This is a genomic window from Microcella sp., from assembly GCF_025808395.1.
Classification (GTDB): domain Bacteria; phylum Actinomycetota; class Actinomycetes; order Actinomycetales; family Microbacteriaceae; genus Microcella.
Genome location: NZ_CP075524.1, coordinates 1,515,810 through 1,540,006, shown reverse-complemented (window position 1 = coordinate 1,540,006; position 24,197 = coordinate 1,515,810). Strand labels below are relative to the sequence as shown.

Genomic DNA, 24,197 nt, shown 5'->3' with positions numbered 1-24,197 from the left:
GACGCGTTCACTGCCCTTGCGCTCGATAGCGCGCTTCGGTGGCGTCTTTCTGCGGGGCCCACCATGCTTCGTGCTCGCGATACCAGTCGATGGTGGCGGCGAGGCCGGCGGCGAAGTCGTGAAACTGCGGCTGCCAGCCGAGTTCGCTGCGCAGCTTGGTCGAGTCGATCGCATAGCGCAGGTCGTGACCGGGTCGGTCGACGACATGGTCGTAGGCGTCGGCAGGCTGCCCGAGGGCGGTGAGGATGTGCTCGACGACGGCGCGGTTGCTCTGTTCGCCGTCGGCGCCGATGAGGTAGGTCTCGCCGAGGCGTCCGCGGTCGAGAATGATGAGCACGGCTGCCGAGTGGTCGTCGGCGTGAATCCAGTCGCGCACGTTGTCGCCCGAGCCGTAGAGCTTGGGGCGCTCACCGCGCAGCACGTTGGTGATCTGGCGGGGAATGAACTTCTCGACGTGCTGGTACGGCCCGTAGTTGTTCGAGCAGTTCGAGATGGTCGCCTGCACGCCGAACGAGCGCACCCAGGCGCGCACGAGCAGGTCGCTGCCCGCTTTCGTCGACGAGTAGGGGCTCGAGGGGTTGTATGGCGTCGTCTCGGTGAAGCGCCCCGGGTCGTCGAGCTCGAGGTCGCCGTAGACCTCGTCGGTCGAGATGTGGTGGTAGCGCTTGTCGTGGCGCCGCACCGCTTCGAGCAGCGTGTAGGTGCCGATGATGTTGGTGTCGACGAAGGGGCGGGGGTCGTCGAGCGAGTTGTCGTTGTGGCTCTCGGCGGCGAAGTGCACGACGGCGTCGGCGGCGGCGACGAGCCCGTCGACGAGCGGGGCGTCGCAGATGTCGCCGTGCACGAAGTCGAGGCGGGCTTCTGCGATGCCGTCGAGCGAGGCGCGATTACCGGCGTAGGTGAGCTTGTCGAGCACCGTCACATGGTGGTCGGTGTGCCCCGCCACGTGGTGCACGAAGTTCGAGCCGATGAATCCGGCTCCGCCGGTGACGAGCAGTTTCACCCGTGAAGTCTACTGAGCCGTCTCGGTCGGGGTGTCGTCGTGCTCGGGCAGCTGCACTGGCCCGGTCGTCGACGGCACCAGCGATGCCGCCGAGCGGTAGGCCACGAGGTGCCGCGCTGCACTGTCGCGCCACGAGAATTGGGCGGCGCGGGCGAGGGCTCGCGTGCGTACGCGCTCGCGTTCGCGGTCGTCGTCGAGCAGCCGGCCGAGCACCCGGGCGATGTCGTCGGCTTCTGGCTCGCTGTAGACGGCGCCGTCGTCGGCCACTTCGGGTATGGCGAGGCGCCGGGTGGTGAGCACGACGGCACCGCACGACATGGCTTCGAGCACGGGCAACCCGAAGCCTTCACCCATGCTCGGGTAGGCGACGACGGCGGCGCCGCCGAGTAGCGCGACGACGTCGTCGGTGGCGACGTATCCCAGCCGGCGCACAAGATCGGGGTGGGGATGCTCTGCCAGCGCTCGCTCAACCCCGGTCTCCCATCCGCGCGCCCCGGCGAGCACGAGCAGGGGCGCATCGTCTCGTTCGGCGGCGAGCTGCGCGTGGGCCCGGATCAGCGCGGGCACGTTCTTGCGCGGCTCAATCGTTCCGAGAAAGAGCACGTACGGCACCCGCAGGTCGTGGTGGTCGAGCACGGCGGTGACGTGCTCGGCGCTGGGCGGGGTGAAGCGCGAGTGGTCGACGCCGTGGTGGGCGACGAGCACGTGGTCGGCCGAGTATCCGGTGGCGCGTTCGAGCTCGCGCGCGGTGGCTCGACTGGGGGCGATGATCTCGTCGGCCAGGCGCACTGAGAGGCGTATCCAGGTGGTGAAGAACCACCGCTTCATCGGCCGGTGCATGGTGGGGTCGGTGAAGAAGGTGACGTCGTGGATGGTGACGACGCGGGGTCGAGCCATGAAGACCGGGGTGGTGTAGTGCGGCGAGTGCACGACGTCGACGTCGTGCCGTCTGGCGATGCGCGGCAGCGCAAGCTGCTCCCAGGTGAGGCGGAATCCTCGCCAGCCGAGCGCGCGCGGCCCGGGCACGATGGTCGCGTCGGGGGAGAGGTCTCGATACCGCTGCTCGTCGCGCGGCTGGCAGACGATGACGAGGTCGGCGTCGAGGGCGTGCACGAGCTCGTCGACGTAGCGGGCGACTCCGCCGCGGTCGATGGGCATGGCGGTCGCGTCGAGCAGCACGCGCACGCGAGAGCCGCGGGCTCTGGTCTCTGCGCTCGCTTTCGTGCTGCTCACAGCCGCCACTCTACGCAGAGCGGCCGTTCTCGCACACTCGGCCGCCGTGCACGCGTTGCTAGGGTGGGGCCGTGCAGATCCGTGAACTGGGCATCTCGGGGGCGGTCGAGTTCACCCCTCGGCAGTTCAGCGACGATCGGGGTCTCTTCGCCGAGTGGTACCGCTTCGAGGCGCTCAGTGAGACGGTCGGGCACCCTCTCGAGCTGCGGCAGGGCAATCTGTCGGTGTCGCATCGCGGCGTCGTGCGGGGCATCCATTTCGCCGACGTTCCTCCCAGCCAGGCCAAGTACGTCACGGTGATGCACGGAGCGATCATTGACTACGTCGTCGATATCAGGGTCGGTTCGCCGACGTTCGGGCAGTCTGAGGCTGTGCGCCTCGACTCGATCGATCGCCGCGCCCTCTACATCGCTGAGGGCCTCGGGCACTGCTTCGTGGCGCTCGACGACGACACGGTGGTGTCGTATCTGGTGAGTGAGGTGTTCGCGCCTGAGCGCGAGCACGGCATCACGCCGCTCGATGAGTCGATCGGCCTCGAGTATCCCTTCGCGCGCGATGAGCTGCTGCTGTCGCCGAAAGACCTCGAGGCGCCGACGCTGGCGAGTGCTCAGCAGCAGGGTCTGCTGCCGTCGTTCGCGGCCGCGGCCGACTTCACGGCGACGCTCGATGAACGGTGGTCGACTCGATGAAGGGCATCATTCTCGCGGGCGGTTCTGGCACGCGACTGTGGCCGATCACGAAGGGCATCTCGAAGCAGTTGATGCCCATCTTCGACAAGCCGATGGTCTACTACCCGCTGTCGACGCTCATGATGGCCGGCATTCGCGAGATTCTGGTCATCACGACTCCCGAGTACCGCGCGCAGTTCGAGGCGCTGCTCGGCGATGGCGGCGATCTCGGCATTCAGCTGACCTACGCCGAGCAGCCCTCGCCCGATGGTCTCGCGCAGGCTTTTCTCATCGGCGAAGAGTTCTTGGGGGATGACAGTGTTGCGCTCGTGCTCGGCGACAACATCTTTCACGGTGCGGGGCTGGGGTCGGCGCTGCGTCAGTATGGCGACATCGAGGGCGGGCTGATCTTCGCCTACCAGGTGGCGAACCCCACGGCATACGGTGTCGTCGAGTTCGATGCGCAGGGCCGGGCGGTCTCGATCGACGAGAAGCCCGAGGTGCCGAAGAGCGACTACGCGGTGCCGGGCCTCTACTTCTATGACAACAGTGTCATCGACGTGGCCAAGTCGATCACGCCGAGCGCGCGCGGTGAGCTCGAGATCTCGAGCGTCAACGAGCACTATTTGCGTGAGGGCCGGCTGCAGGTGCACGTGCTCGACCGCGGCACTGCCTGGCTCGATACCGGAACCTTCGAGTCGATGATGCAGGCCTCAGAGTATGTGCGGGTCATCGAAGACCGGCAGGGCTACAAGATCGGGTGCATCGAAGAGATCGCGTGGCGTGCGGGGTGGATCACCGACGATGAGCTCGCCGCGCTGGCCGCACCGCTTGCCAAGAGTGGCTACGGCACCTACCTGCAACGGCTCTTGAAGCGATAGCCCTATTGATCCGGTGGGTGAAAATTGCTCACAAAATCCGCTGTAGTCTGGTGTAGCGCGCGGTGGGCCGGTCTGTCGGGCGATAGACAGAAGATTGGAACGCCGAACACATGGCTCGAGCGCTCATTACGGGAGTCACGGGGCAAGATGGTCGATACCTCGCCCGCTTGCTGCATGGCAAGGGCTACGAGGTGTTCGGTCTCGTGCGGGGTCAGAACAACCCGAAGATCGACATTCTGCACCGAGAGCTTCCGTTTGTGACCGTGCTCAACGGCGATCTGCTCGACCTGTCGAGCCTGTTGCGGGCCTTCGCGGCGTCAGACCCCGATGAGGTCTACAACCTCGGCGCGATCTCTTATGTCGCGTACTCGTGGGAAAACGCGATGCTGACGACCGATGTGACGGCTAAGGGCGTGCTCAACATGCTCGAGGCGCTCCGGTTGCATTCGAACGGCGACGTCGGCCGCATCCGTTTCTACCAGGCCTCGAGCTCAGAGATGTACGGCAAGGTGCAAGAAGTGCCGCAGAGCGAGTCGACTTTACTGTGGCCCCGATCGCCGTACGGCGTCGCCAAGGTGTTCGGGCACTACATGACCATCAACTACCGCGAGTCATACGGCATGCATGCCTCGAGCGGAATCTTGTTCAATCACGAGTCGCCATTGCGCGGCCCCGAATTCGTCACACGCAAGATTAGCTCGGCAGTGGCCCGCATCGCGGCTGACCTGCAAACGACTCTCACCCTCGGCAACCTTGATGCTCAGCGCGACTGGGGTTTTGCAGGCGACTACGTCGACGCGATGTGGCGCATGCTGCAGCAAGACGAGCCGGACGACTATGTGATTTCGACAGACGAGACACATTCGGTGCGCGAGTACCTCGACCTCGCTTTCGCACGCGTCGGCATCGACGACTGGAGCCCCTACGTGGAGCAAGACCCGCAGTTCATGCGTCCGGCAGAGGTCGACCTGCTCATTGGCGATTCGACGAAGGCTCGCGAGCGATTGGGGTGGAAACCGACTATCTCCTTCGAGCAATTGGTGCACATGATGGTCGATTCTGACGTGGCACGAGTGAATGGCACAGCGGTCGAACACTGATGGCGCGCGCACTCGTCACGGGCATCACGGGTCAAACGGGCAGCTACTTGGCCGAGCTGCTTGTGGCACGAGGGTGGCAGGTTCACGGGCTCGTCAGAGCCGGTGACGAGTTGCCCGACTCTCTTATCGGGGCAGGCGATGGCCCGGTGGTCGAGCACATCGGTGATCTCGTCGACGCCCCGCGCCTCGATGAGATCTTGCGCGACGTCGCCCCGGACGCCGTTTTTCACCTCGGCGGGCTGACATCAGTCGCCGAGTCGTGGGAGCGTCCGGTCGACTTCGCCCTCACGACCGCCATGCCCACGGCGACCTTGCTGGCAGCGTCTGCAGCTCTGCAGGAGGCTCGGGGTGAACGTGTCGCGTTCGTGCACGCGTCAAGTGCTGAGATCTTCGGGGTGCCCCAGACCTCGCCGCAGACGGAGTCGACACCGATCGCTCCGGTCTCGCCCTATGGTGCCGCGAAGGCCTACGGGCACATGCTCGTGCGGGCATACCGCCGTTCGGGCCTCACAGCTAGCAACTGCATTCTGTATAACCACGAGTCGCCGCGCCGCCCGACAACGTTTGTCACGCGAAAGATCACCCGCGGCGTCGCGCGGATCGCGCGCGGGCTCGAGTCGAAGATCGTGCTCGGCAACCTCGACGCTCGTCGCGACTGGGGTTGGGCGCCCGACTACGCCGAGGCGATTCTGCGCGCATCAACCGTGGCCGATGACCTCGTAATCGCGACGGGGGTGGAACACTCCGTGCGCGATTTCGTTACTGCCGCGTTTCGCGCCGTCGGGATCGACGACGGCCTTGCCTTCGTCGAACAAGACGAGCGATTCATGCGCCCCTCCGACGCCCCCGAGTTGCTGGGTGATGCCCGTCGCGCCCACGAACTGCTCGGCTGGTCTCCGAGCGTCACATTCGACGAACTCGTGCGCAGAATGGTCGAGGCAGACCTCGCGGTCATTGATGGCGAAATGGCCGAGTCGTGAGCCGCCGTCAAGAGGCCGGGGTCGCCAGTTGGAGAGACCGGCCCTTCGATGACGCAGAGCTGCAGAACTTCATCGACGAGCGCCGACGCGCCACCGTCGCACGCCGTTCGAGCTTCGTTCTCGTAGCAGGTCGCCGGGCGATCGCGGGTGGCCGGGGCCTCGCTACCCGATTTCGCCACAAGGCGGCCGATGTCGGTCTGGTCGAGGCTGTGCGGGTGAGCGCTCGATTCGTAGGCGAACGTGCTCGTGCCCACGATGCCGAGCAGCGCGAGATCTCGGGGCTGGTCGCGGGGCACGTCGACCCGATGGCCGTCGTGTCTGACCGACTCTCCGTTGCAGCCTCGGCTCTCGGCCTACGCCCGAGCACATCAGAGTCGACATCTGACCTGCTCGCCACTCTCGTGCAATCGGCTCGCGCGGAGCCTCGATCGTCTGCTGCCTGGCTTCTCATCATCGCGGTCACGGGCGCGATGCCCCGACACGATGACGTCGTCGAGGTGCAACGGGCGATAGAGCTGGAAGCATCGACGAGCGGTGCCGCGCGGGCCGCCCTCGCGGTGCTCGGCTCGCTACGGTGGAGCACGGTTGCCTTCACACGCGAGATGCGCATCGCCACCAGCAGAACACTCGTCGACGTGACGCTGAGCGCGCGAACCGACCACAACACCGGTATCCAGAGAGTGGTTCGCGCCCTCAGCAAACAGTGGAACACAGAGCAGGCTGTCGATTTCGTGGTCTGGGACGACGGCGATGCGATTCTGCGCCACGTCAGCGAGAGTGAGCGGCACCGGTTGCTGCACTGGGGTGGCGACACTGAAGCCGCGGTAGGCGACTCAGCGGCAGCGTCGTTGCCCATCGTCGTGCCATTCGACTGCGCTGTGGTCGTGGCCGAGGTACCCGCGATGGATGCGAGCGAACGCCTCGGTGCGGCTGCGCGACACGGTGCGGTCACGCTGCACGCCATCGGCTACGACACTATTCCGATCGTCAGTGCGCACTTGCTGCCGCCATACGAGGCAGAGAAGTTCGCCAGCTATCTGGGCATGATCACCCATGCTGCCTCGGTCGCAGCCATCAGCGAGACGGCGGCCGAAGAGTTTCGCGGTTTCGCCGCTGCGCTCGCCGCTCAGAACCTCGAGGGGCCGAGGGTCACGACCGTGGTGTTGCCGACACTGGTGTCACGGGGTCCGGCTTCGGTAGGTCAGCCCGACCGCTCGCCGCCGCTGGTGCTCGCGGTGGGCAGTCATGAACCGCGCAAGAATCACACAGCACTGCTCTTCGCGGCCGAGGTGCTGTGGAGGGAAGGGCTCGAATTTGAGGTTGAGTTGATCGGGCGCGGAAGCTCTGAGTTCATCGCTCAATTCGACCGCATGGTGCGACGGCTTCAGGTCGAGGGGCGCCCTGTGCTGACTCGTCGAGAGGTTGACGACCATGACCTCGAGAGGTCATACCGAGACGCATTCGTCACGGTCTTCACGTCGTTGCATGAGGGCTTCGGACTACCGATCGTCGAGTCTCTTGCGTGCGGCACTCCGGTGATCACCACCGACTATGGCAGCACCCGCGAGGTGGCAATGGGCGGCGGTTGTGTGCTGATCGACCCGCGCGACGATCGAGCGCTGGTCGATGCCCTGCGCCGAGTGCTCACCGAGCCTGGCCTGCGCTTGCGCTTGCGCTTGAGCGAAGAGGCTCGGAGTCGCCCGATACGCACGTGGGCAGACTACGCAGAAGAGTTGCGACTATCGATCGACGGCCCTGTGAACACGGCATGACGACAAGGATTCGGGCTCGATCGACGTCGTCGCGCTGGCGGCTGCTCGACGCTGTGCTCTATGAGAACAAAGCGCAGACTCGTACGCTCGATGATCGCGCGGTGCTCGCACGACTGATCGAGAGACTCGGGGTTGCAATCGATGCCGAGCTGTGGCTCGCGCTCGCTGTGATGACGAACCAGCTTCCGCGTCATGATGAGGTGATCGCTTGGCGTCGACGGGTGGCTCTCGAGGGCCCATCTGCACTCTTGGCGCTGCGCCCGGCAGCGCTTGACGCGCGACGATCGGTTGAGGTCGTGGTCGGGGGGGTGCTCGTCGATGCGCACCACACCTCGCGAACCGATCTCGCGACGGGCATCCAGCGGGTGACGCGGTCGGTGCTCGACCAGTGGCAGCGATCACGCTCAGTCGACATCGTTCGCTGGCGCAAAGGCTATCGCGCACTCACAGCCATGGGAGGACGGCATCGGCACGACCTCGTTGTGCCGTGGAACTCGACGTATGTGCTCGCGGAGCTTTCGGTCGAGCCTGACCGTCTCGACCGGCTGCACGCACTGGCAGAGTTCAGTGCAAACACGACCTGCGCGATCGGGTTCGATTGCGTGCCGTTGACGGTGCCCGAGACGGCGGCTCGCGGCATGCGGGGAGCGTTCGCTCGCTACCTCGCCACCGTCGCACGCTTCGATCGCATTGCGGCGATCTCCGATGCGGCTGCGGTGGAGTACAGGGGTTGGCGGCGCATGCTCGCCGCGGCAGGAATCACAGGGCCGAGCATTCGCGCGGTCGCTCTTGCGCACGACGAACTCGCCCTCGTGTCAGAACTCGATGCGCGGTCGGAACTCAACTTGAGTGACGAGCCCATCGTGCTCTGCGTGGGTAGTAGCGAGCCGCGCAAGAATCACTTGGCCGTTCTGCACGCCGCAGAGCTCGCATGGCGGCGGGGCGTGGTCTTTCAGTTGGTCTTCGTCGGCGGCAATGCGTGGAGCTCTGATCGGTTTCGTCATCGCGTCGCTGAGCTGCAGGATGCTGGGCGCGCGATCTCGAACCATGAGCGCCTCTCAGATGAGCAGGTCGCCGCGCTCTATCGAGCCGCCGAGGTAACGCTATTCCCCTCCCTACACGAGGGATTCGGGCTTCCGGTGGTTGAGTCGCTCTCGGTGGGCACCCCGGTCATCACGTCGAACTACGGCAGCATGCTCGCGTCGGGCGACCCGGGCGCTGAGTTCGTTGACCCTCGCGACGACCGGTCGATCGCCGAAGCACTCGTGCGCATTCTCACTGACGAGGCACATCGTGAGAGACTCGTGCGGGCCGCCGAAGGTCGGTCGCCGCGCACCTGGGCCGATTACAGCGATGAGCTCTGGAACTACGTGGTGGAGGCGAGATCGTGACACCGGCAGAAGCGAGAGCCGCTCGTTTGGCAGAGACACCCTTCCAGACAACGAGCGCTGAACGTGTGCCGCTCGTGCGCGGTTTCGTGCGCACCGTCATTGATCTCTTCCATCAGCGTGAGTTGCTCTCATTGCTCGTGCGGCGCGAACTCAAGGCTCGCTACAAAGACAGCTCACTCGGCTTCGCCTGGAGCCTGATCAAACCATTCACTCTGCTCTTGATCTACTTCATCGCTATCGGTCAGTTTCTCGGCGCAGCCCGAGTGATTCCTGATTTCGCAATCTTCATCTTTGCGGGGTTGACCCTGTGGGGCCTCTTCAGCGAGATCATCGTCGGAGGCACGAGTTCAATCGTCACCAACGCGGGTCTCATCAAGAAGGTCTACCTGCCGCGCGAGATCTTTCCTCTCGCGGCTAGCGGGTCGGCGTTCGTCAACTTCGCCATCCAATTCGGAATTCTGCTCGGCGCTGTCGTGGTTCTTGGCCAGTTCCCGCTCTCTTGGAACCTGCTCTACATTCCTGTCGCGGTCATCGTCGCCTCCACCTACGCGATCGCGATCGCGATCATCCTCTCGGCACTCAACGTCTATCTGCGCGATATCCAGTACCTCGTCGAAGTTGCCACTCTCGTGCTGTTCTGGGCGTCGCCCATCGTCTACTCGTGGTCGTTCGTCGTGGCGACGGCAGAACGCCTGAGCATGCCGTGGCTCGAAGCTCTCTACCTCGCAAACCCGGTGTCGGTGACGATCATCGCGTTTCAGCGGGGCATCTGGCTCGCGGGGTCGGAAGAGCGAGTCATGGATGACGGCACAGTGGTCGCCGCTCAGCCGTGGCCGGTCGACCTCGACCTGAGGTTGGCGATCGTGTTCGGTGTAGGGCTCGTGCTTCTCGTCATCGCGCAGCGCGTGTTTGCACGCATGCAGGGCAATTTCGCGCAGGAGATCTGATGCCGCAGCCAGTGATCCTCTCTGTCGACCAGGTGTCGAAGCGGTTCATGATTCGCAAGGACAAGTCGCTCAAGGAGCGCGTCGTCAATTTTTCGCGTTCGCAACGGCACAGAGACGAGTTCTGGGCGCTGCGAGACGTCTCGCTCGAGGTGCGCGCAGGCGAGACCGTGGGGCTGCTCGGCGCGAATGGCTCGGGCAAGAGCACGCTGCTCAAAGTCGTCGGCGGCATCATCGAGCCGACCGGCGGGGTCGTGCAGCGACGAGGCCGTATCGCCGCGCTGCTCGAGCTGGGTGCAGGCTTTCACCCCGATCTCAGCGGTCGCGAGAATGTCTTTCTCAACGCAGCCATACTGGGGCTGAGCCGCCATGAGACGGCCGCGAGTTTCGAGTCGATCATGGACTTCGCCGAGATCGGCGAGTTTATCGACACCCAGGTCAAGTTCTATTCGTCGGGCATGTACGTGCGGCTAGCCTTCGCCATCGCCGTGCACGCTGACCCCGACCTGCTGCTTGTCGACGAAGTGCTCGCAGTCGGCGACGAGCGTTTCCAGGCGAAGTGCCTTGAGCGCATCCGACAGTTTCAGTCAGAGGGCCGAACGATCTTTCTCGTGAGCCATTCTCCGGCCCTTGTGTCGAGCATCTGTTCTCGTGCCATCGTCTTGGCGCACGGGGCGGTCGTTCACGATGGTGGCATCGACGAGGGCATCGAAGTTCTGCGCAGATGGGAATGAGTCAGGGGCGTCGTCCGGCGCCGATACGAGGAGGACTACACGCATGAAGGCGTTCGCACGGTGGCTCACCACACCGTTTCGCAACTACGTCAATCGACGACTCGCGGCGCTGCACGAGCACTTGAGCCGTATCGAGAGGCGGTTCGACCAAGGGGCGGTCGACGTCGCCGAGCGCGAGCTCACCGAGTTGCGCGAAGTGAATCAGGCACTGCTCGACTCGGTGCACATACTGACGGAGTCCGTCTCGAAGCTGCGCGATGAGGTGCACGCGATCACTGCGCGTCTGCCCGAGGCGAGTGACCGCTGACGTGAGTGCTTCGGTTCATGTCGACCTGCGATGCCTGCAAGACCCCACGCATCCTGAACGCGGCATTCCGACATACACGAGCCAGCTCGCTCTGGCGTGCGAACGCGCCCGAGGCACTCGAGACCTGTCGTGGGTGCTGAGTGCCTCCGGCCCCGTGCCGAACTCTGTCGAAGGGCTGCTGCACTCGGGTCGTCTCACGCGCGAAGATGATCCGAGCGTGCGAGGTGGCGCCCAGGTGCTGCACACGACATCGCCCTTCTTCGGCCTGCCTGCCGCCTATCGCCCTCTCGACGCACCGTACGGGGCGTCGGTGGTGACCTTGTACGACCTGATCCCGCTGAGGTATCCGAAGCACTACTTGCCGACCAGCACTGCGCGCGCGCAGTACCAGGCTCGACTCGATCGTGCCCGCCACGCTGATGCAATCGTGAGCATTTCTCAGGCCACGACGCGAGACGCGATTGCGATGCTCGGTGTCGACCCTCGTCGTGTCATCACGATCGGCGCAGGAGTCTCTGACGCCTTCGTGCCATCACGAGACCGCCAGAAGACTCTCATTGATGCCCAGCAGTCGCTACTCGCGTTACGTGCCGGATTTCTGCTCTATACGGGCGGAATCGACTTCCGCAAGAATCTCGACGGGCTGTTCGCGGCCTTCGCGCAGCTGCCCCGCGCGTTCCGTCGAGAGCATCAGCTCGTCGTCGTATGCCAATTGCGGCCGAGCGAACGTGAGCATCTGGTCGCGCTCGCGCGCTCTCTCGGCATCGAGCACGACGTGCTGCTGACCGGCTACGTCGAGGATCACCTGCTGATCCAGCTGTACCAGACCACGCAACTTCTGGTGTTCCCTTCCTACTACGAGGGATTCGGTCTACCGGTCGCCGAGGCCTTGGCATGCGGAGCCCCTTGCATTGTCGGTGACAACTCGTCGCTCGCCGACATCGTCACCGACCCCGCTGCCCGTTTCGATCCGAGCGACGCAGACGACATCGCTCGCTGCATCATGCAGGCGTCGCGCCCTGGTGCGCTGCGAGATTCGCTGTTCGAACTCGCGGGGTCGTCGAGGTATAGCTGGGACGACGTCGCGGCGGCGACCCTTGAGGCCTACGACGACGTGGCGCGTCGTCGGGCGCACCCCCACGGAAGACGAGAACGACCGCGCATCGCCCTCGTTGGCCCCATGCCTCCCCTCGCGAGCGGCGTCGCCGACTACTCGGCCAGACTGCTACCGCACTTGGCAGACCACGTCGATGTCGATGTGTTCTGCCAGGCAAATGCGACGCGACAGCAGCTACCTGGCGTGCGCTGGTTTCACTATTCGGCTTTCGCGTCGGTGCGGCATGCCGATCACGGGTTTGACGACGTGATCTACTGCATCGGCAACAGCGAATACCACTACGACGTCTTCGCCCTCATGCGCCGATGGCTGGGAGGTGCCGCGCTCATGCACGACGTCAACCTGCAGTCGGTCATGCGGGTGGCCCGCCTGGCGCGCCCCGACATCGTCGACCCGCGTGATGTCGAGGTGCTGCATGCGATTGATGCCGGCACCATGCCGTCTGTGCATGCCGGCTATCCGGCTCACCATACAAGTCGCTACTTCGACATGAACCATCCGCTCGTGAACTCGATCGCGCGGAGCGTCGACCGAGTTCTTGTCCATTCGCGTTATGCCGGCGCCGTGGCGCGCCTCGACATCGACGCGCACGAACGCGAGAAGGTGAGTGAGGTCACGTTCGGTCACAGGCCGGCGATCGCTCATACGCTGAGCGTGAAGCGTGATGCGGTGGTGTCGATGGGCATTGCTGCTTCGACGAAGCAGTCGGCCACGGTCATCGAAGCTTTCATCGAAGTGGCGGCCTCTCACCCGAGCACTGTCTTCGCAGTGGTGGGCGAGAACCACCTCGATGACGTCACGATGACGAGGCTTATTGATCGGGCTCGAGCCGAGGGCGTCGACGACCGTGTGATCTTCACGGGCCGAGTCGATGAAGCCGAGTATGAGTCTTGGCTTGCACGTGCGCAGCTCGCCGTCCAATTGCGCTCTGTCTCTCGCGGAGAGACCTCGGCGGCGATCGCCGACTGTTTCACTCACGGGGTTCCGGTGATCGTGAGCGATCTTGGTTCTGCGCGAGAACTGCCGCACGAGGTCGCCTCATTAGTTGACGTTCGGGCAGATGCTCATGAGGTCGCCGATCGTGTCACCGACCTGCTGAATGACCCGGCTCGACTCAGCGCGATGAGCGCGGCTGGTCAGCGCATGGCCGACCAGAGGTCATTCGCGAGCGCGGCCACCGATATCGTAGGTCGACATGCGCGACTCCTCAGGTGAACTCTCGGTAAACGAAACCCCGGGAGGGTCTGGCAGGGGGCCGACTCAGAGCGACCGAAGCGAGCTTCAACTGAGCGTTCCCCGCGCGGTTCGGGGGCTTGTCATCACGTCGCTCGTCCTCGCTGGTGTCTACCTGCTCACGCAAGAGTCGGCCATCCGGTTCTTTCCTCTGCCCGAGTGGTTGACCACAATCTTCCGCTTCTTCGATGTCGACGAAGAGCTCAGTATCCCCACCTGGTTCTCTCAGATGCTGCTTCTGCTCGTTGCCGTCTTCAGCGTCATTGCGGCGAAGCTGCAGGGCGATGTCAACCCGATGCACTCTCGTGCCTGGGGTTTTCTCGCGATCATCTTCTTGTTCGCGTCGATCGACGAGGGCGTGGGGTTTCACGAGATGCTCGTAGGCCCACTGTGGGTGCTGCTGGGAATCGATGATGCTCGGTTCACTCTGGTCTGGATCTTTCCGGCATTGCTCGTTGTCGTCGCCGTCGTGCTGCTGCTGTCGCGGTTTCTTCTCACTCTCGATGGTCCGGTGCGACGGCTCATCATCGGCGGCGGCGTCGTCTTCTTGACGGGTGCGGTTGCCATCGAGGTGTTGGCGGTCGCCATGCGCCTCATGGGCGAAGAGCTTCGCCTGCTCTGGAGACGCATAGGTTTCATCGGCACCGGTCTCGAAGAGTTGCTCGAGATGCTGGGAGCCATCATCATCTTGTGGGGGGTGGCGACGCAGATTGCCCGACTCTCGGGCTCAGTCAGGCTGAACGTCGCGCGCGACGTCGCACGATCGACGACAATCGACGAAGTGGAGCACTGAGCCGCCACGACCGTGAGTTCAGCACATCTTTGAGTGCGCCTTCAATCTGCGCTCGTTCTCGTTCAGTGTGGCGTAGCTTGCTCTCGAGGTCGTCGAGATAGACGATGGTGGCGGTCTCGTCGGCACGCGCGGCATGCTCGTCGTCGAGTTGCTTCTGCAGTGCAGCAACATCATGGCGGGCCAGCTCGAGCAGGCGTCGGGCCTCGTCTCGCTCGTCCTCGACCGCGAGAGCATAGCTGTTGGTCTCGCCCAGGCGCTCCCACGTCTCAGCCAGCTTGCTGTCTGCTTCTTCGTAGCGCGCCGCGAGTTCACGCACGAGAGATGTGGAGGCGACAGCAATCGACGTGAGAAGTTGTAGGTCGAGTTCGGGATGCACCAGAGCCACTGCACGCGCCGCGACCCCCTCGTCAGCACCCTTCAACCACTTGCGCTCGAGTCGCGCGCGGTGTCGGTGCCACAGCAGAGCCCCGAATCGGCTGGGCGTCGAGCCCGCTTGCTCGTGTGCGCATCGAGCCTCGGCGACGAGGCGGAACCGATGCTGGTGATGAGCGAGTGCTGCGCAGAAGTCTCCGTCGGCCCACACGACGGGGTAGTACTGAGCGTCCATGCCCCCCACTTCGTCCCACACCGCCGAGCGAACGAGCATGCCGCGACTGCCGATGTAGGCGTACCCCTCGAGGGTCGTGAACTCGTCGATCGGCACTGCCACAGGCGGCTGCCAGTCGACGTACTCTCCTTCAGGGGTGCGATACGCTCCACCGCTTCGTGCCACTACGAGCCCGTTCTCGTCGAGTACGAGAGGTGCAACCATGCCGAGCCCGTCGTCGTCGGCGAGAGCGCTGAGCAGGCCCTCGAGGCACCCGGGCTCGAGCACCATATCGTCTTGCACGAGCCAAATGTGGTCGGTCTCGACGAGCGAGCGACCGAAGGCGAGCCCGCCCGCCCAACCCAGGTTGAGGCCGACGACTTCGACCCGAACCCAGTCGGGCAGCCTGGCGGCGACCTCGTTATCATCAGAGTTGACGACGACGACGACGGCGAGGCGAGCATCCGTTTGCTGGGCCTGCAGTGAGCCGAGTGCACTCAGCAACCGCTCGACCTTGGTGCCGAGCGTCGGCACGATAGCGACGACGTCTGGCCTCTCTGCCGTGCTGACGATCATTGCGGGCGCTACACGATCGGCAGGTGAGCGCGAATGTCGACCGGTATCTCGGGGGAGTCGTACGGCAGCAGCAGTCGGTCGGGTGCAGCGTGGTGGTAGACCTCGGTCGGAAAGTTGACGAGATAGGCCTCGGTCGAGCCGACGTTGACCGAGAGGTGCCACACGAACTGGGGGATCGTCACTTGCCGCACACCGCGATCTGAAAGCACGAGCTTCATCGATGCGCCGTGGGTGGGCGAGTCTGGGCGCGAATCGTAGAGAAACAGCAACACTTCGCCCGAGATGATCGTGTAGCGGTCGCGCTTGTGCTCGTGCAGCCCCCAGCCCTTGACCTGTCCGGGCCGCACTGAGAATTGGTATGCATAGACGACCGGCTCGTCCCAGTAGTCGTTGAGTCCTTCATAGATCTCGAAGACGGAGCCGCGATGGTCTACGTGGTGGGGCGTCGAACGGGTGCGAACACCGTCGATGAGCTTGGCGATCGACTTGCCCTCTTCAGTGACGGTCTGCTCGTCACGCCTGCCCGCTGCGACGCTGGGATCCACCGTGGTGCCTTCCAATCATGATCAGAACGATCCGGTTTGAGCCTACGATATAGCCCGCCGACTCAACCAGGCAGATCGTAGTGAGAGCCCGACCGAGAGCGCCGCACGCACGGGCCACAAGTGCCACCCGGCGTACTTGCGGCCGATGAAGCGCCGCGCAGAGTCGTGGTGCGCACGAATCATGGCGGCTGACTCGTTGGTGGTGGTGTGCCCGCCGACGTGCATGACCGACACTGCGGGCTCATAGCGGTTGCGATACCCGGCTCTGCCGATGCGGTAGCCCAGGTCGACGTCTTCGAAGTACATGAAGTAGCCCTCGTCGAAGCCGCCGATCTCGTCGAATACACTGCGGCGCACGAGCAGGCACGCGCCCGAGAGCCAGCCTGCGTCGCGAGCGGTGACCGAGTCGACGTCGTCGTGGCGGTAGCGCTTGCTCCACGGGTTGTCGTGCCACAGGTTGACGAAGAGGGCGTGCCCTACGCCGGTGCGCAGCGACGGCACTCGGCGCGCTGAGGGGTACACTGAGCCGTCGGGGTTGAGCACGGCCGGCCCGACCGCGCCGATGGTCTCGTCGGGTTCAGCGACGGCGATGAGGGCGTCGATGAGCCCCGGCTCGAGCACGACGTCGGGGTTGCTGATGAGCACCCAGTGCACGGTGGGCGGCAGGGTGGCGACGCCGGCGTTGATCGCCCCGCCATAGCCGGGGTTGGCGGGGAGCGGCAAATACTGGGCGCCAACGCTCTCGGCGAGGGCGGCCGCCCGAGAGTCGTCATCTGGCTTGTTGTCGACGACGACGATGCTGACGGGCTCGGCGCTCGCCGCCGAGACCGATTCGAGAAAGTCGGCGAGCACGTCATTCGAGCGGTAGGCCACTGTCACGACCGCGACTGCTGCCGCGACCGCGCCGTTCTGCTGGTCGCCGCCGGTCATGGTGCTTGAAGCTTAGCGGCGGTTGCCCTGGTGACGGCTCCCCGCGATCTGCCGCGCGCCTCTAGGCTGGACACGTGGTCGAGCTGAGCATCTCTGTGGCGCTGTGCACGCGCGACGGTGCGCAGTTCGTCGCGCGGCAGGTGCAGAGCATCCTGCGTCAGATTCCGGCGCCGATCGAGCTCATCGTCGGCGATGACGCGTCCACCGATGACACGCTCGCCGTCATCGAGCGCGAGTTCGACGCAGCCAAGGCCGACGATGCTGGCCTGCCCACTCGCCTCACGATCATTCGCCGTGACCCGCCGCTCGGGGTCACCGCCAACTTCGCCGCGACGCTGGCCGAGTGCTCTGGCGAGTTGATCGCACTGAGCGATCACGATGATGTCTGGATGCCCGGCAAGCTCGCCGCGCTCGCCACAGCCTTCGCGGCCGACCCCGAGCTGCTGCTCGCCCACAGCGACGCCCGTCTCGTCGACGCCGGCGGCGCCCCGCTGGGGCTGACCCTGCTCGACGCCCTCGAGGTGACGCGTGCCGAGCGTGCCGCGCTCGCCACGGGTGATGCGCTGCCGGTGCTGCTGCGGCGCAACCTGGTGACGGGCGCGACGGTCATGCTGCGTCGTTCGCTGCTCGAGAGCGCGGCGCCGATTCCGCGCGAGTGGGTGCACGACGAGTGGCTCGCGGCGATCGCGGCGGCGGTGGGCCGGGTGCGGCTCGTGCCCGAGGCGCTCATCGACTACCGGCAGCACGAGACCAATCAGATCGGTGCCCGTCGGCCCACGATGGCCGACCGACTGGCGAAGCTGCGTGAGCCGCAGGCCGCGCGCGCTGCCCGGCTGGCGCGCCGCGCCGCGCTGCTCGCCGAGCGGGGTCGCGCGCTCGGGCTCGGCTCTGAGGTGCAGCGCAGGCTCGACGCGAAGGCCGAGCACGAGGCTCGCCGCGCACGGCTGCCGCGAGCGCGCATCGCACGTGTTCCCGCCGTGCTCGTCGGTGCGCTGACTGGCCGCTACTCGCGCTACAGCCGCGGAGCGGTCGACGTGCTGCGCGATCTCGCGACCCCCGCCGGGCCGCTGCCGGTGATGACGCTCGCCGACACCGACCGGGCCGACTCCGACCAGGGCGACGCCGCATGACGCGGGTGCTGCTCATCACGGGCGACCCCCTGGCTGCGGCCATGGCCGGCCCCGCCATTCGCGCGTTCAACATGGCGCTGACGCTGCAAGAGGCCGGGCACGAGGTGCGCGTGGTGTCGACGACGCGCGCGGAGCATCCCTCGCCGCCGTTCCCGATGTTTCTGGTCGCGCCCGGCGATGAGCGCGGAATCGCCGTGCACGAGCGCTGGGCCGAGGTGGTGCTGTTTCAGGGCTACGCGAACACGCAGTTTCGCACGATCGCGCGCACCGACCGCATGCTCATCGCCGACGCCTACGACCCCATGCACCTCGAGATGCTCGAGCAGGGCCGTGAGCTGCCGCCGTCGACGTGGGCGCTGCGCGTGTCGACCGCGCGCGATGCGCTCAACGACCAGTTGCGGCGCGCCGACCTCGTGCTGTGCGCGAGCGAGCGCCAGCGCCTGTTCTATCTCGGCCAGCTGGCGGGGCTGGGCAGGCTCAACCCGGCGACCTATGCCGACGACGGCGACGTGCGCGCGCTGCTCGACGTGGTGCCGTTCGGGCTCGAGCCGAGCCCACCGATCGCTGACGAGGGCAACGGCATGCGCGGCGTCGTGCCCGGCATCGAGGCCGACTCGCGGGTGCTCATCTGGGGCGGCGGGGTGTACAGCTGGTTCGACCCGCTGACGTTGATTCGCGCGGTGGGGGTTGCGCGCGAGCGCGAGCCGCGCATCCGTCTCTTCTTTCTCGGCACTCGTCACCCGGGGGTCGACGAGATGGGCATCGTGCGCGAGTCGTTCGACCTCGCGACGTCGCTGGGTCTCGAGGGTCGCGAGGTGGTCTTCAACGACACCTGGGTGCCCTACGACCGTCGAGGCGCCTACCTGGTCGAGGCCGATGCGGGGGTGAGCACGCACCACGTGCACGTCGAGACGACGTTCTCGTTTCGCACGCGCATTCTCGACTACCTGTGGGCGGGGCTGCCGATGGTGGTCACCGAGGGCGACGGCTTCGCCGAGCTGGTCGACACCGAGGGTCTCGGCATCGTGGTGCCGGCGAACGACGTGGATGCTCTCGCCGACGCCCTCGTGCGCGTGCTCGCCGATTCTGCTGAGGTGCGCCAGTGGCGCGCGAACGTGGCCCGCGTGCGCGAGCGATTCGTGTGGTCGGTGGTGCTGCAGCCGCTGCTCGACGCGGTGGCGAGCCCTCGTCGGGCGGCTGACGCGACGGCGGGGCGCGACGGCATGGGTGTCGGCGCTCGAGCCGCACGCAGCGCCGGATTCGGCCACACGGCGCGCATGACGCTGCACCATCTGCGAGCCGAGGGCATCTCGGGTGTGACGTCGCGCGTTCGTCGACGCTTGCGTCGGCGCTGAGCGGGGAACTGGCGCTCAGCCTCACCACAGCAGGGCCACTTACGCTGTCAATCGCGCGAGTCGGGGGGGCAGTGACGCCTGTGGGTGTTCGCTGCGGGCGATTCCGCGCTTTCCGGTGGTGACATGGTCACCAAGCTCGCGTCATCTGACGACGATCTTGAGGTTACTCCTGTATGAAGGTTTCGCTGCGCCGCGGCTGGTTGCTGATTATGGCCCCCGTTCTCGCTGTGCTGACGTTGACAGCCTGGGCGTTCGCCTCGCCGGTCGGGGCGGGGCCCGACGATGACTTTCACTTGGTGAGTGCCTGGTGTGCCGGGCCGACCGCAGATGAGACGTGCGTGCCGAACTCTGAGGAGGGCACCCATGCAGTGCCGGTGGTGCTCACCGAGATCGCGTGCTTCGCGTTCGACTCTACCGAGAGCGCGGCGTGTCAGGGTGACGACTGGTCGTGGTCGCTCGAGGCGGTGACCGAGACTGATCGCGGAAACTTCTCGGGGTCGTATCCGCCGCTCTTCTACGCCGTCATGGGGCTCATGACGGGGGACGATGTGCAGGTGTCGGCGTTGCTGATGCGAATGCTGACCATCGTGCTGTTCGTGGGCATCACGACCGCTCTGTTCGTGCTGCTGCCCGTGCACCGCCGGCCGACGCTGCTGTGGGGGTGGCTGCTCACGTCGGTGCCGATGGGGCTGTTTCTCTTCGGCACCAATAACCCCAGCGTCTGGGCCTGGATGGGCGTCGGCTCGACGTGGATCGCCTTACTCGGCTACTACGAGACCGAGGGGCGCCGCAAGGGCGCGCTGGCGGCACTGTTCGTCGTGACAGCGCTCATCGGGGCGGGGTCGAGAGCCGATGCCGCGATCTTCACGGGTTTCGCTATCGCCCTCGTCATGCTGCTGTCTGCGGCGAGGCACCGGCACTTCGTGCGCGACTCAGTGCTGCCCATCGTGGTGGGGCTTATCGCCCTCGTTCTGTTTCTGACGTCGTTCTTCTCGCGCAATGGGGTGAGCGGGTTCACGGGGCAGTCGTACGTCGATCCGCTGAGGGGGTCGGCGAGCACGGTCGATCGTGTGGCCGACCTCGAGGGCTTCGGTCTATTCGCCTACAACCTGCTCAATGTGCCAGAGCTCTGGACGGGCGTGCTGGGTGACTGGGCGTTGGGCTGGCTCGACACGACAATGCCGGCGTTTGTTTCGGCTGCTGCGGTGGCGGCGTTCGTCGCAATCGGGTTCATGGGCTTGGCGCGCATGTCAGTGCGCAAGGCGATCGTGATCGCGGCCGTGATCGCGGCGCTCATTGCTTTGCCGCTCTACGTGCTGCAGCAGGGGGGTGACGCCGTGGGCAACCAAGTGCAGTCGCGGTATCTGCTGCCCTTGATCGGCTTGCTCGCTGGATTGCTCATGCTCACACCGGTTGATCGCCCGATCGTGTTGACGCTCGCTCAACGGGTGACGGTGATCATCGCCCTGTCGGCAGCGAATTTCGTCGCGTTGCACGTCAACATGCGCCGGTACATCACCGGAATCGATGCCTCTGGCCCCCACCTCGATGCGGGTCTTGAGTGGTGGTGGGACGGGCCTGTCGGGCCGACCGCCGTCTGGATTCTCGGCTCGCTCGCCTACACCCTCCTGGTGTCGATTCTCATCTCGTCGATCGCGCGATATCCCGCCAGCGCTGCTGTACCCCTCGCGGTTCCCACGCGATGATGGAGGCAGCAGCGAACCGGGAGGGTGACTCATGGCCGCGCACCGCATCTACACGACGTCGTTCGCGAGCGTGTATCCGCACTACGTGACAAAGGCTGAACGCAAGGGCCGCACGAAGGCCGAAGTTGACGAGATCATCACGTGGCTGACGGGCTACGACGCAGAGCAGCTCGCCGAGGTGCTCGAGAACGGCACAGACTTCGAAACGTTCTTCTCCGCGGCCCCGAGCATGAACCCAGCGCGGTCGCTCATCACGGGCGTCATCTGCGGGGTTCGGGTCGAAGAGATCGAAGAAGTCACGATGCGCGAGATTCGCTATCTCGACAAACTCGTCGACGAACTCGCTCGCGGCAAGGCCATGCAGAAGTTGCTGCGCGGTTGACGCAGCACACGGTCTGGAATAGTGACAATTGGTTCCAGCAAGGTGGGCACTACCGGGTCGGTACTGGTGACCCTATGGCGACTTGAGGGTTGAGTGCTATGACGCTGACGACCCCTACCGATGCACGACGTGCTGTATTCGGTGCGCCGATAGGCTGAGCACTATGAGAGTTCTCGTGGCAGTGCCGGCGCTTAACGAGGCCGAAGCCATCGGCGGCGTGCTGGATGCGCTCTCGAGGGTGCACCCCATGGGCGACATCGTCATCATCGATGACGGTTCGCGCGATGCGACGGCGATTATCGCGCGAACGCGCGGCGCAAGTGTCGTGTCGCACGCCATCAATCTCGGGGTTGGCGCCGCGATGGGCACAGCCTTCAAGTACGCCGTGATGCACAAGTACGATGCGGTTGTTCAATTCGATGGTGACGGGCAACACCGCCCCGAGCACATCAGCGAGTTGGTTGCTGCGCTGGTCGACGCAGATGTCGTGATCGGGAGCAGATTCGCCGAAGGCGGAACATTCAAGTCTTCGGCGGCGCGGAGAGGCGTTCAGCGTCTCATCTCGTGGGTGGTGTCTGCCTACGCCCGCACGCGGATCACTGACGCGACGAGTGGCTTTCGCATTGCGGGCCCGCGGGCGCTTGCGGTGTTCTCTGAGCACTACCCGGTCGAGTGGCTCGGTGACACCGTAGAGTCGATCGTGATGGCGGCTCGTCAGAATCTGACCGTGCGCGAGATCCCAGTGGTGATGAACGAGAGGGCTGGCGGCGCCCCTTCGCAGTCGATTCTGAGAGCGACGCTCTATACGGGAAGAATCCTGTTGATCCTCGGGCTTGCCAGCGTTCGCAGCGCGCCCCCTCAGCTTCGAGCCATGAGGCGTGCAGATGCACGCGAGGTCGTCGCGTGACCCCGCAGATCTTGGCGATCGCCATGGCGGTGATCTTGCTCGTCGCAGTGATCCTGCTGCTCAGGTCGTATGTGCTCCCCGAGAAGTACGCCGTGATCTGGCTGGTGGCATCGATCGCGGCGCTCGTGCTGTCGGCGTGGCCCGGCATGCTCGACGCGCTGAGTGCGTTCTTCGGTATCGCCCAGCCCATTAATTTGCTCTTCGTGGGTGCTTTTTTCATCATCTTGTTGCTCCTCATGCAGATCAGCCTTGAGCTGGCGCGGACTCGGGACGAGTTGCGACGAGCAGTCCAGAAGCTCGCTCTCGAGCTAGAGAGGTCGAGGCGTGATCGTGACAAGTGACGCGACAGCGCAGGGAACGCGATCGAGGGTTCGGCGTTTCCGCTGGGTCTACCTGGCCCCTGTGCTCGCCTTTCTGACTCTTTCGAGCTGGGCATTCGCATCGCCCGTCGGAGCGAGCCCTGATGATGACTACCACCTCGTCAGCACGTGGTGCGCCACAGAGCTCAACGAGCACTGCGAGCCTGGCTCGACAGAGAGCAGTCGGGTCGTACCCTCGGCTTTTCGAGACGTCGTCTGCTATGCCCAGCGGGCCGAGGTCAGCGCCGCATGCCAAGAAGGCACCGCGTGGAAGACCTGGGACGGCGATCCGTGGCAGACAGATCGTGGCAACTTCGGGGGAGAATACCCGCCGGTCTACTACGCCGTCATGAACCTCTTCGCTGGGTCAGACTTGCAGATGAGTGCCCTCATGATGCGAGTCTTCAACGCGGCGGTCTTCGTCACACTCGCCACCGCGCTCGCTGTGCTCCTTCCAGCCGCGCGTCGAGGAACGTTGCTGTGGGGTTGGTTGATCTCTCTGGTGCCGTTGGGCGTGTTTCTTCTCGCGTCGAACAACCCGAGTGGCTGGGCCATTACGGGTGTCGGTACCGCCTTTATGGCGTTGCTCGGGTGGTTCGAGGTCACGGGTCGGCGCCGCTGGGCGCTGGGCGCGCTGTATGCCATCGGGGTGTTGATGGCGGCGGGCGCCCGTGGCGACGCGGCGGTCTACGTGGTGGGTGCCACCGTGACAGCTGCAATTCTCACGATGCAACCGACGAAGGTCTGGTGGTTGCGGGCGATTCTTCCGGCAGCGGGGGTCGTCGTGGCCTTCATCTTCTTCGCTACTGCGGGTCAGGCCGGGGTTGGCAGTGCCGGCTTCACGAGCGGTCCAGCGGGTCCGGGCGGTGACCCGATCGCTGGCATCGGGGTGGATGCTCCCGAGGGGGGCTTCGCACTTGCCGCGTACAACCTGTTGATGTTGCCGTTTCTCTGGACTGGAGTGTGGGGGTCGTGGGCGCTCGGATGGCTTGATACTCAGATGCCCGCGATCGTCGTCTGGGCGGCAACGGCGGCGTTCATCGCTGTCGGATTCGCTGGCATCGGTCGGCTCAGCATTCGGAAGGCGATTGCCACTGGGGGGGTCCTGGTCGTGCTCGTCGCGCTGCCGGTCTACGTCTTGACAGTGGGCGGCAACCAAGTGGGCGAGAACCTGCAGCCGCGATACCTCTTGCCGCTCATCGTGCTGTTCGGTTTTCTTCTCGTGACCGACCCCGCGAATTCTCGACTTCGCTTCACCCGCGTGCAAACCTTCACGATCTTCACCGCGCTCGCCGTTGCCAACCTGGTGGCGTTGCAGGTGAACATTCGCCGGTACGTCACCGGCGTCGATCAGCAAGGGCTCAACCTAGACGCTGGTGCGGAGTGGTGGTGGCAGGGATCGCCCTTGGGGCCCACTGCGTTGTGGGTGATCGGTGCGCTCGCGTTCGTGGGGTTGCTCGCTACCCTGTGGAGGGAGCTTCTGGGTCGAGCAGTCGCAGGGTCTCCGTCACACCGCGATCACGTTCCCGTTTAGGCGGCCGCGTGCCGCCGAAGGTTCTGTGTCT

Annotated in this window: 22 protein-coding genes and 1 pseudogene; 18 read left to right on the top strand and 5 right to left on the bottom strand. The window is 65.1% G+C overall.

Translation table 11 applies throughout. The features are described from left to right. Nucleotides 1-7: 7 nt before the first annotated feature. Nucleotides 8-1,003: a dTDP-glucose 4,6-dehydratase gene (gene rfbB / locus KIT89_RS07495; RefSeq protein ID WP_297599830.1), complete on the bottom strand. Its 996-nt coding sequence runs from the start codon at nt 1,001-1,003 to the stop codon at nt 8-10. A gap of 9 nt (nt 1,004-1,012) precedes the next feature. After that, nucleotides 1,013-2,236 carry a glycosyltransferase family 1 protein gene (locus tag KIT89_RS07490; protein WP_297599827.1) on the bottom strand — a complete coding sequence of 408 codons (1,224 nt, stop codon included), beginning with the start codon at nt 2,234-2,236 and terminating at the stop codon, nt 1,013-1,015. Between the two features lie 71 nt (nt 2,237-2,307). Between KIT89_RS07490 and KIT89_RS07485 the strand changes: the two genes are divergently transcribed. The 11 genes and pseudogenes from KIT89_RS07485 (at nt 2,308) to KIT89_RS07435 (ending at nt 14,156) form a co-directional block, all read left to right on the top strand. Continuing rightward, complete coding sequence (locus KIT89_RS07485) at nt 2,308-2,925, top strand: dTDP-4-dehydrorhamnose 3,5-epimerase family protein (protein WP_297599825.1); 618 nt, start codon at nt 2,308-2,310, stop codon at nt 2,923-2,925. Next, nucleotides 2,922-3,785 carry a glucose-1-phosphate thymidylyltransferase RfbA gene (gene rfbA, locus KIT89_RS07480; protein WP_297603933.1) on the top strand — a complete coding sequence of 288 codons (864 nt, stop codon included), beginning with the start codon at nt 2,922-2,924 and terminating at the stop codon, nt 3,783-3,785. Before KIT89_RS07485 ends, rfbA begins: the two co-directional genes overlap by 4 nt. A gap of 110 nt (nt 3,786-3,895) precedes the next feature. Beyond that, on the top strand, nt 3,896-4,885 hold the full coding sequence (locus tag KIT89_RS07475) for a GDP-mannose 4,6-dehydratase (RefSeq protein WP_297599822.1): 990 nt from the start codon (nt 3,896-3,898) through the stop codon (nt 4,883-4,885). Next, entirely contained in the window at nt 4,885-5,865 is a 981-nt protein-coding gene (locus KIT89_RS07470) for a GDP-mannose 4,6-dehydratase (RefSeq protein WP_297599819.1), read from the top strand. The genes KIT89_RS07475 and KIT89_RS07470 overlap by 1 nt, the downstream gene beginning before the upstream one ends. Then, nucleotides 5,862-7,637 carry a glycosyltransferase gene (locus KIT89_RS07465; protein ID WP_297599816.1) on the top strand — a complete coding sequence of 592 codons (1,776 nt, stop codon included), beginning with the start codon at nt 5,862-5,864 and terminating at the stop codon, nt 7,635-7,637. The genes KIT89_RS07470 and KIT89_RS07465 overlap by 4 nt, the downstream gene beginning before the upstream one ends. Continuing rightward, nucleotides 7,634-9,028 carry a glycosyltransferase family 1 protein gene (locus KIT89_RS07460; RefSeq protein WP_297599814.1) on the top strand — a complete coding sequence of 465 codons (1,395 nt, stop codon included), beginning with the start codon at nt 7,634-7,636 and terminating at the stop codon, nt 9,026-9,028. Before KIT89_RS07465 ends, KIT89_RS07460 begins: the two co-directional genes overlap by 4 nt. Nucleotides 9,029-9,054: 26 nt before the next feature. Next, nucleotides 9,055-9,975: an ABC transporter permease gene (locus KIT89_RS07455; protein ID WP_297599811.1), complete on the top strand. Its 921-nt coding sequence runs from the start codon at nt 9,055-9,057 to the stop codon at nt 9,973-9,975. Continuing rightward, nucleotides 9,975-10,664: pseudogene (locus KIT89_RS07450) on the top strand (ABC transporter ATP-binding protein); the annotation flags it as partial. The gene KIT89_RS07455 and the pseudogene KIT89_RS07450, both read left to right, overlap by 1 nt. Before the next feature lie 85 nt (nt 10,665-10,749). After that, entirely contained in the window at nt 10,750-11,013 is a 264-nt protein-coding gene (locus tag KIT89_RS07445) for a hypothetical protein (RefSeq protein ID WP_297599809.1), read from the top strand. A 1-nt stretch (nt 11,014) separates the two neighbouring features. After that, nucleotides 11,015-13,345 (top strand): glycosyltransferase, encoded by a 2,331-nt coding sequence (locus KIT89_RS07440; RefSeq protein WP_297599806.1) that lies wholly within the window; start codon nt 11,015-11,017, stop codon nt 13,343-13,345. Next, a complete protein-coding gene (locus KIT89_RS07435; RefSeq protein WP_297599803.1) occupies nt 13,326-14,156 on the top strand; it encodes a hypothetical protein in 831 nt (276 codons plus the stop codon). The genes KIT89_RS07440 and KIT89_RS07435 overlap by 20 nt, the downstream gene beginning before the upstream one ends. Here KIT89_RS07435 and KIT89_RS07430 read toward each other — a convergent pair. The 3 genes from KIT89_RS07430 to KIT89_RS07420 are packed head-to-tail and all read right to left on the bottom strand — an operon-like array spanning nt 14,095 to nt 16,793. After that, complete coding sequence (locus KIT89_RS07430; RefSeq protein WP_297599801.1) at nt 14,095-15,318, bottom strand: glycosyltransferase; 1,224 nt, start codon at nt 15,316-15,318, stop codon at nt 14,095-14,097. The two genes, KIT89_RS07435 and KIT89_RS07430, sit on opposite strands and share 62 nt — an antisense overlap. An 8-nt stretch (nt 15,319-15,326) precedes the next feature. After that, nucleotides 15,327-15,863, bottom strand: a complete 537-nt coding sequence (locus KIT89_RS07425; protein ID WP_297599798.1) for a dTDP-4-dehydrorhamnose 3,5-epimerase family protein — start codon at nt 15,861-15,863, stop codon at nt 15,327-15,329. 42 nt (nt 15,864-15,905) lie between these two features. Beyond that, a complete protein-coding gene (locus KIT89_RS07420; protein ID WP_297599796.1) occupies nt 15,906-16,793 on the bottom strand; it encodes a glycosyltransferase family 2 protein in 888 nt (295 codons plus the stop codon). Nucleotides 16,794-16,867: 74 nt separating this feature from the next. Here KIT89_RS07420 and KIT89_RS07415 point away from each other — a divergent pair, with 74 nt between their 5' ends. The 7 genes from KIT89_RS07415 (at nt 16,868) to KIT89_RS07385 (ending at nt 24,166) form a co-directional block, all read left to right on the top strand. Next, nucleotides 16,868-17,923 carry a glycosyltransferase family 2 protein gene (locus tag KIT89_RS07415; RefSeq protein ID WP_297599793.1) on the top strand — a complete coding sequence of 352 codons (1,056 nt, stop codon included), beginning with the start codon at nt 16,868-16,870 and terminating at the stop codon, nt 17,921-17,923. Next, nucleotides 17,920-19,278 (top strand): glycosyltransferase family 4 protein, encoded by a 1,359-nt coding sequence (locus tag KIT89_RS07410; protein ID WP_297599790.1) that lies wholly within the window; start codon nt 17,920-17,922, stop codon nt 19,276-19,278. The genes KIT89_RS07415 and KIT89_RS07410 overlap by 4 nt, the downstream gene beginning before the upstream one ends. Before the next feature lie 173 nt (nt 19,279-19,451). Further along, nucleotides 19,452-20,984: a DUF2142 domain-containing protein gene (locus KIT89_RS07405; protein WP_297599788.1), complete on the top strand. Its 1,533-nt coding sequence runs from the start codon at nt 19,452-19,454 to the stop codon at nt 20,982-20,984. A 31-nt stretch (nt 20,985-21,015) separates the two neighbouring features. Beyond that, on the top strand, nt 21,016-21,366 hold the full coding sequence (locus tag KIT89_RS07400) for a DUF2200 domain-containing protein (RefSeq protein WP_297599786.1): 351 nt from the start codon (nt 21,016-21,018) through the stop codon (nt 21,364-21,366). Nucleotides 21,367-21,541: 175 nt separating this feature from the next. Next, nucleotides 21,542-22,273 (top strand): glycosyltransferase family 2 protein, encoded by a 732-nt coding sequence (locus KIT89_RS07395; protein ID WP_297599784.1) that lies wholly within the window; start codon nt 21,542-21,544, stop codon nt 22,271-22,273. Then, complete coding sequence (locus tag KIT89_RS07390; protein ID WP_297599782.1) at nt 22,270-22,614, top strand: DUF2304 domain-containing protein; 345 nt, start codon at nt 22,270-22,272, stop codon at nt 22,612-22,614. The genes KIT89_RS07395 and KIT89_RS07390 overlap by 4 nt, the downstream gene beginning before the upstream one ends. Further along, the gene (locus tag KIT89_RS07385; RefSeq protein ID WP_297599779.1) at nt 22,604-24,166 is read left to right on the top strand and encodes a DUF2142 domain-containing protein; all 1,563 of its coding nucleotides are present in this window, start codon (nt 22,604-22,606) and stop codon (nt 24,164-24,166) included. The genes KIT89_RS07390 and KIT89_RS07385 overlap by 11 nt, the downstream gene beginning before the upstream one ends. Nucleotides 24,167-24,197 lie beyond the last annotated feature (31 nt).

Bases quoted from the DNA above. Each gene is read 5' to 3' on its own strand.
- rfbA (WP_297603933.1), top strand. From the start codon at position 2,922: ATGAAGGGCATCATTCTCGCGGGCGGTTCTGGCACGCGACTGTGGCCG.
- KIT89_RS07475 (WP_297599822.1), top strand. From the start codon at position 3,896: ATGGCTCGAGCGCTCATTACGGGAGTCACGGGGCAAGATGGTCGATAC.
- KIT89_RS07470 (WP_297599819.1), top strand. From the start codon at position 4,885: ATGGCGCGCGCACTCGTCACGGGCATCACGGGTCAAACGGGCAGCTAC.
- KIT89_RS07460 (WP_297599814.1), top strand. From the start codon at position 7,634: ATGACGACAAGGATTCGGGCTCGATCGACGTCGTCGCGCTGGCGGCTG.
- KIT89_RS07445 (WP_297599809.1), top strand. From the start codon at position 10,750: ATGAAGGCGTTCGCACGGTGGCTCACCACACCGTTTCGCAACTACGTC.
- KIT89_RS07435 (WP_297599803.1), top strand. From the start codon at position 13,326: ATGCGCGACTCCTCAGGTGAACTCTCGGTAAACGAAACCCCGGGAGGG.
- KIT89_RS07430 (WP_297599801.1), bottom strand. From the start codon at position 15,318: ATGATCGTCAGCACGGCAGAGAGGCCAGACGTCGTCGCTATCGTGCCG.
- KIT89_RS07420 (WP_297599796.1), bottom strand. From the start codon at position 16,793: ATGACCGGCGGCGACCAGCAGAACGGCGCGGTCGCGGCAGCAGTCGCG.
- KIT89_RS07410 (WP_297599790.1), top strand. From the start codon at position 17,920: ATGACGCGGGTGCTGCTCATCACGGGCGACCCCCTGGCTGCGGCCATG.
- KIT89_RS07405 (WP_297599788.1), top strand. From the start codon at position 19,452: ATGAAGGTTTCGCTGCGCCGCGGCTGGTTGCTGATTATGGCCCCCGTT.
- KIT89_RS07400 (WP_297599786.1), top strand. From the start codon at position 21,016: ATGGCCGCGCACCGCATCTACACGACGTCGTTCGCGAGCGTGTATCCG.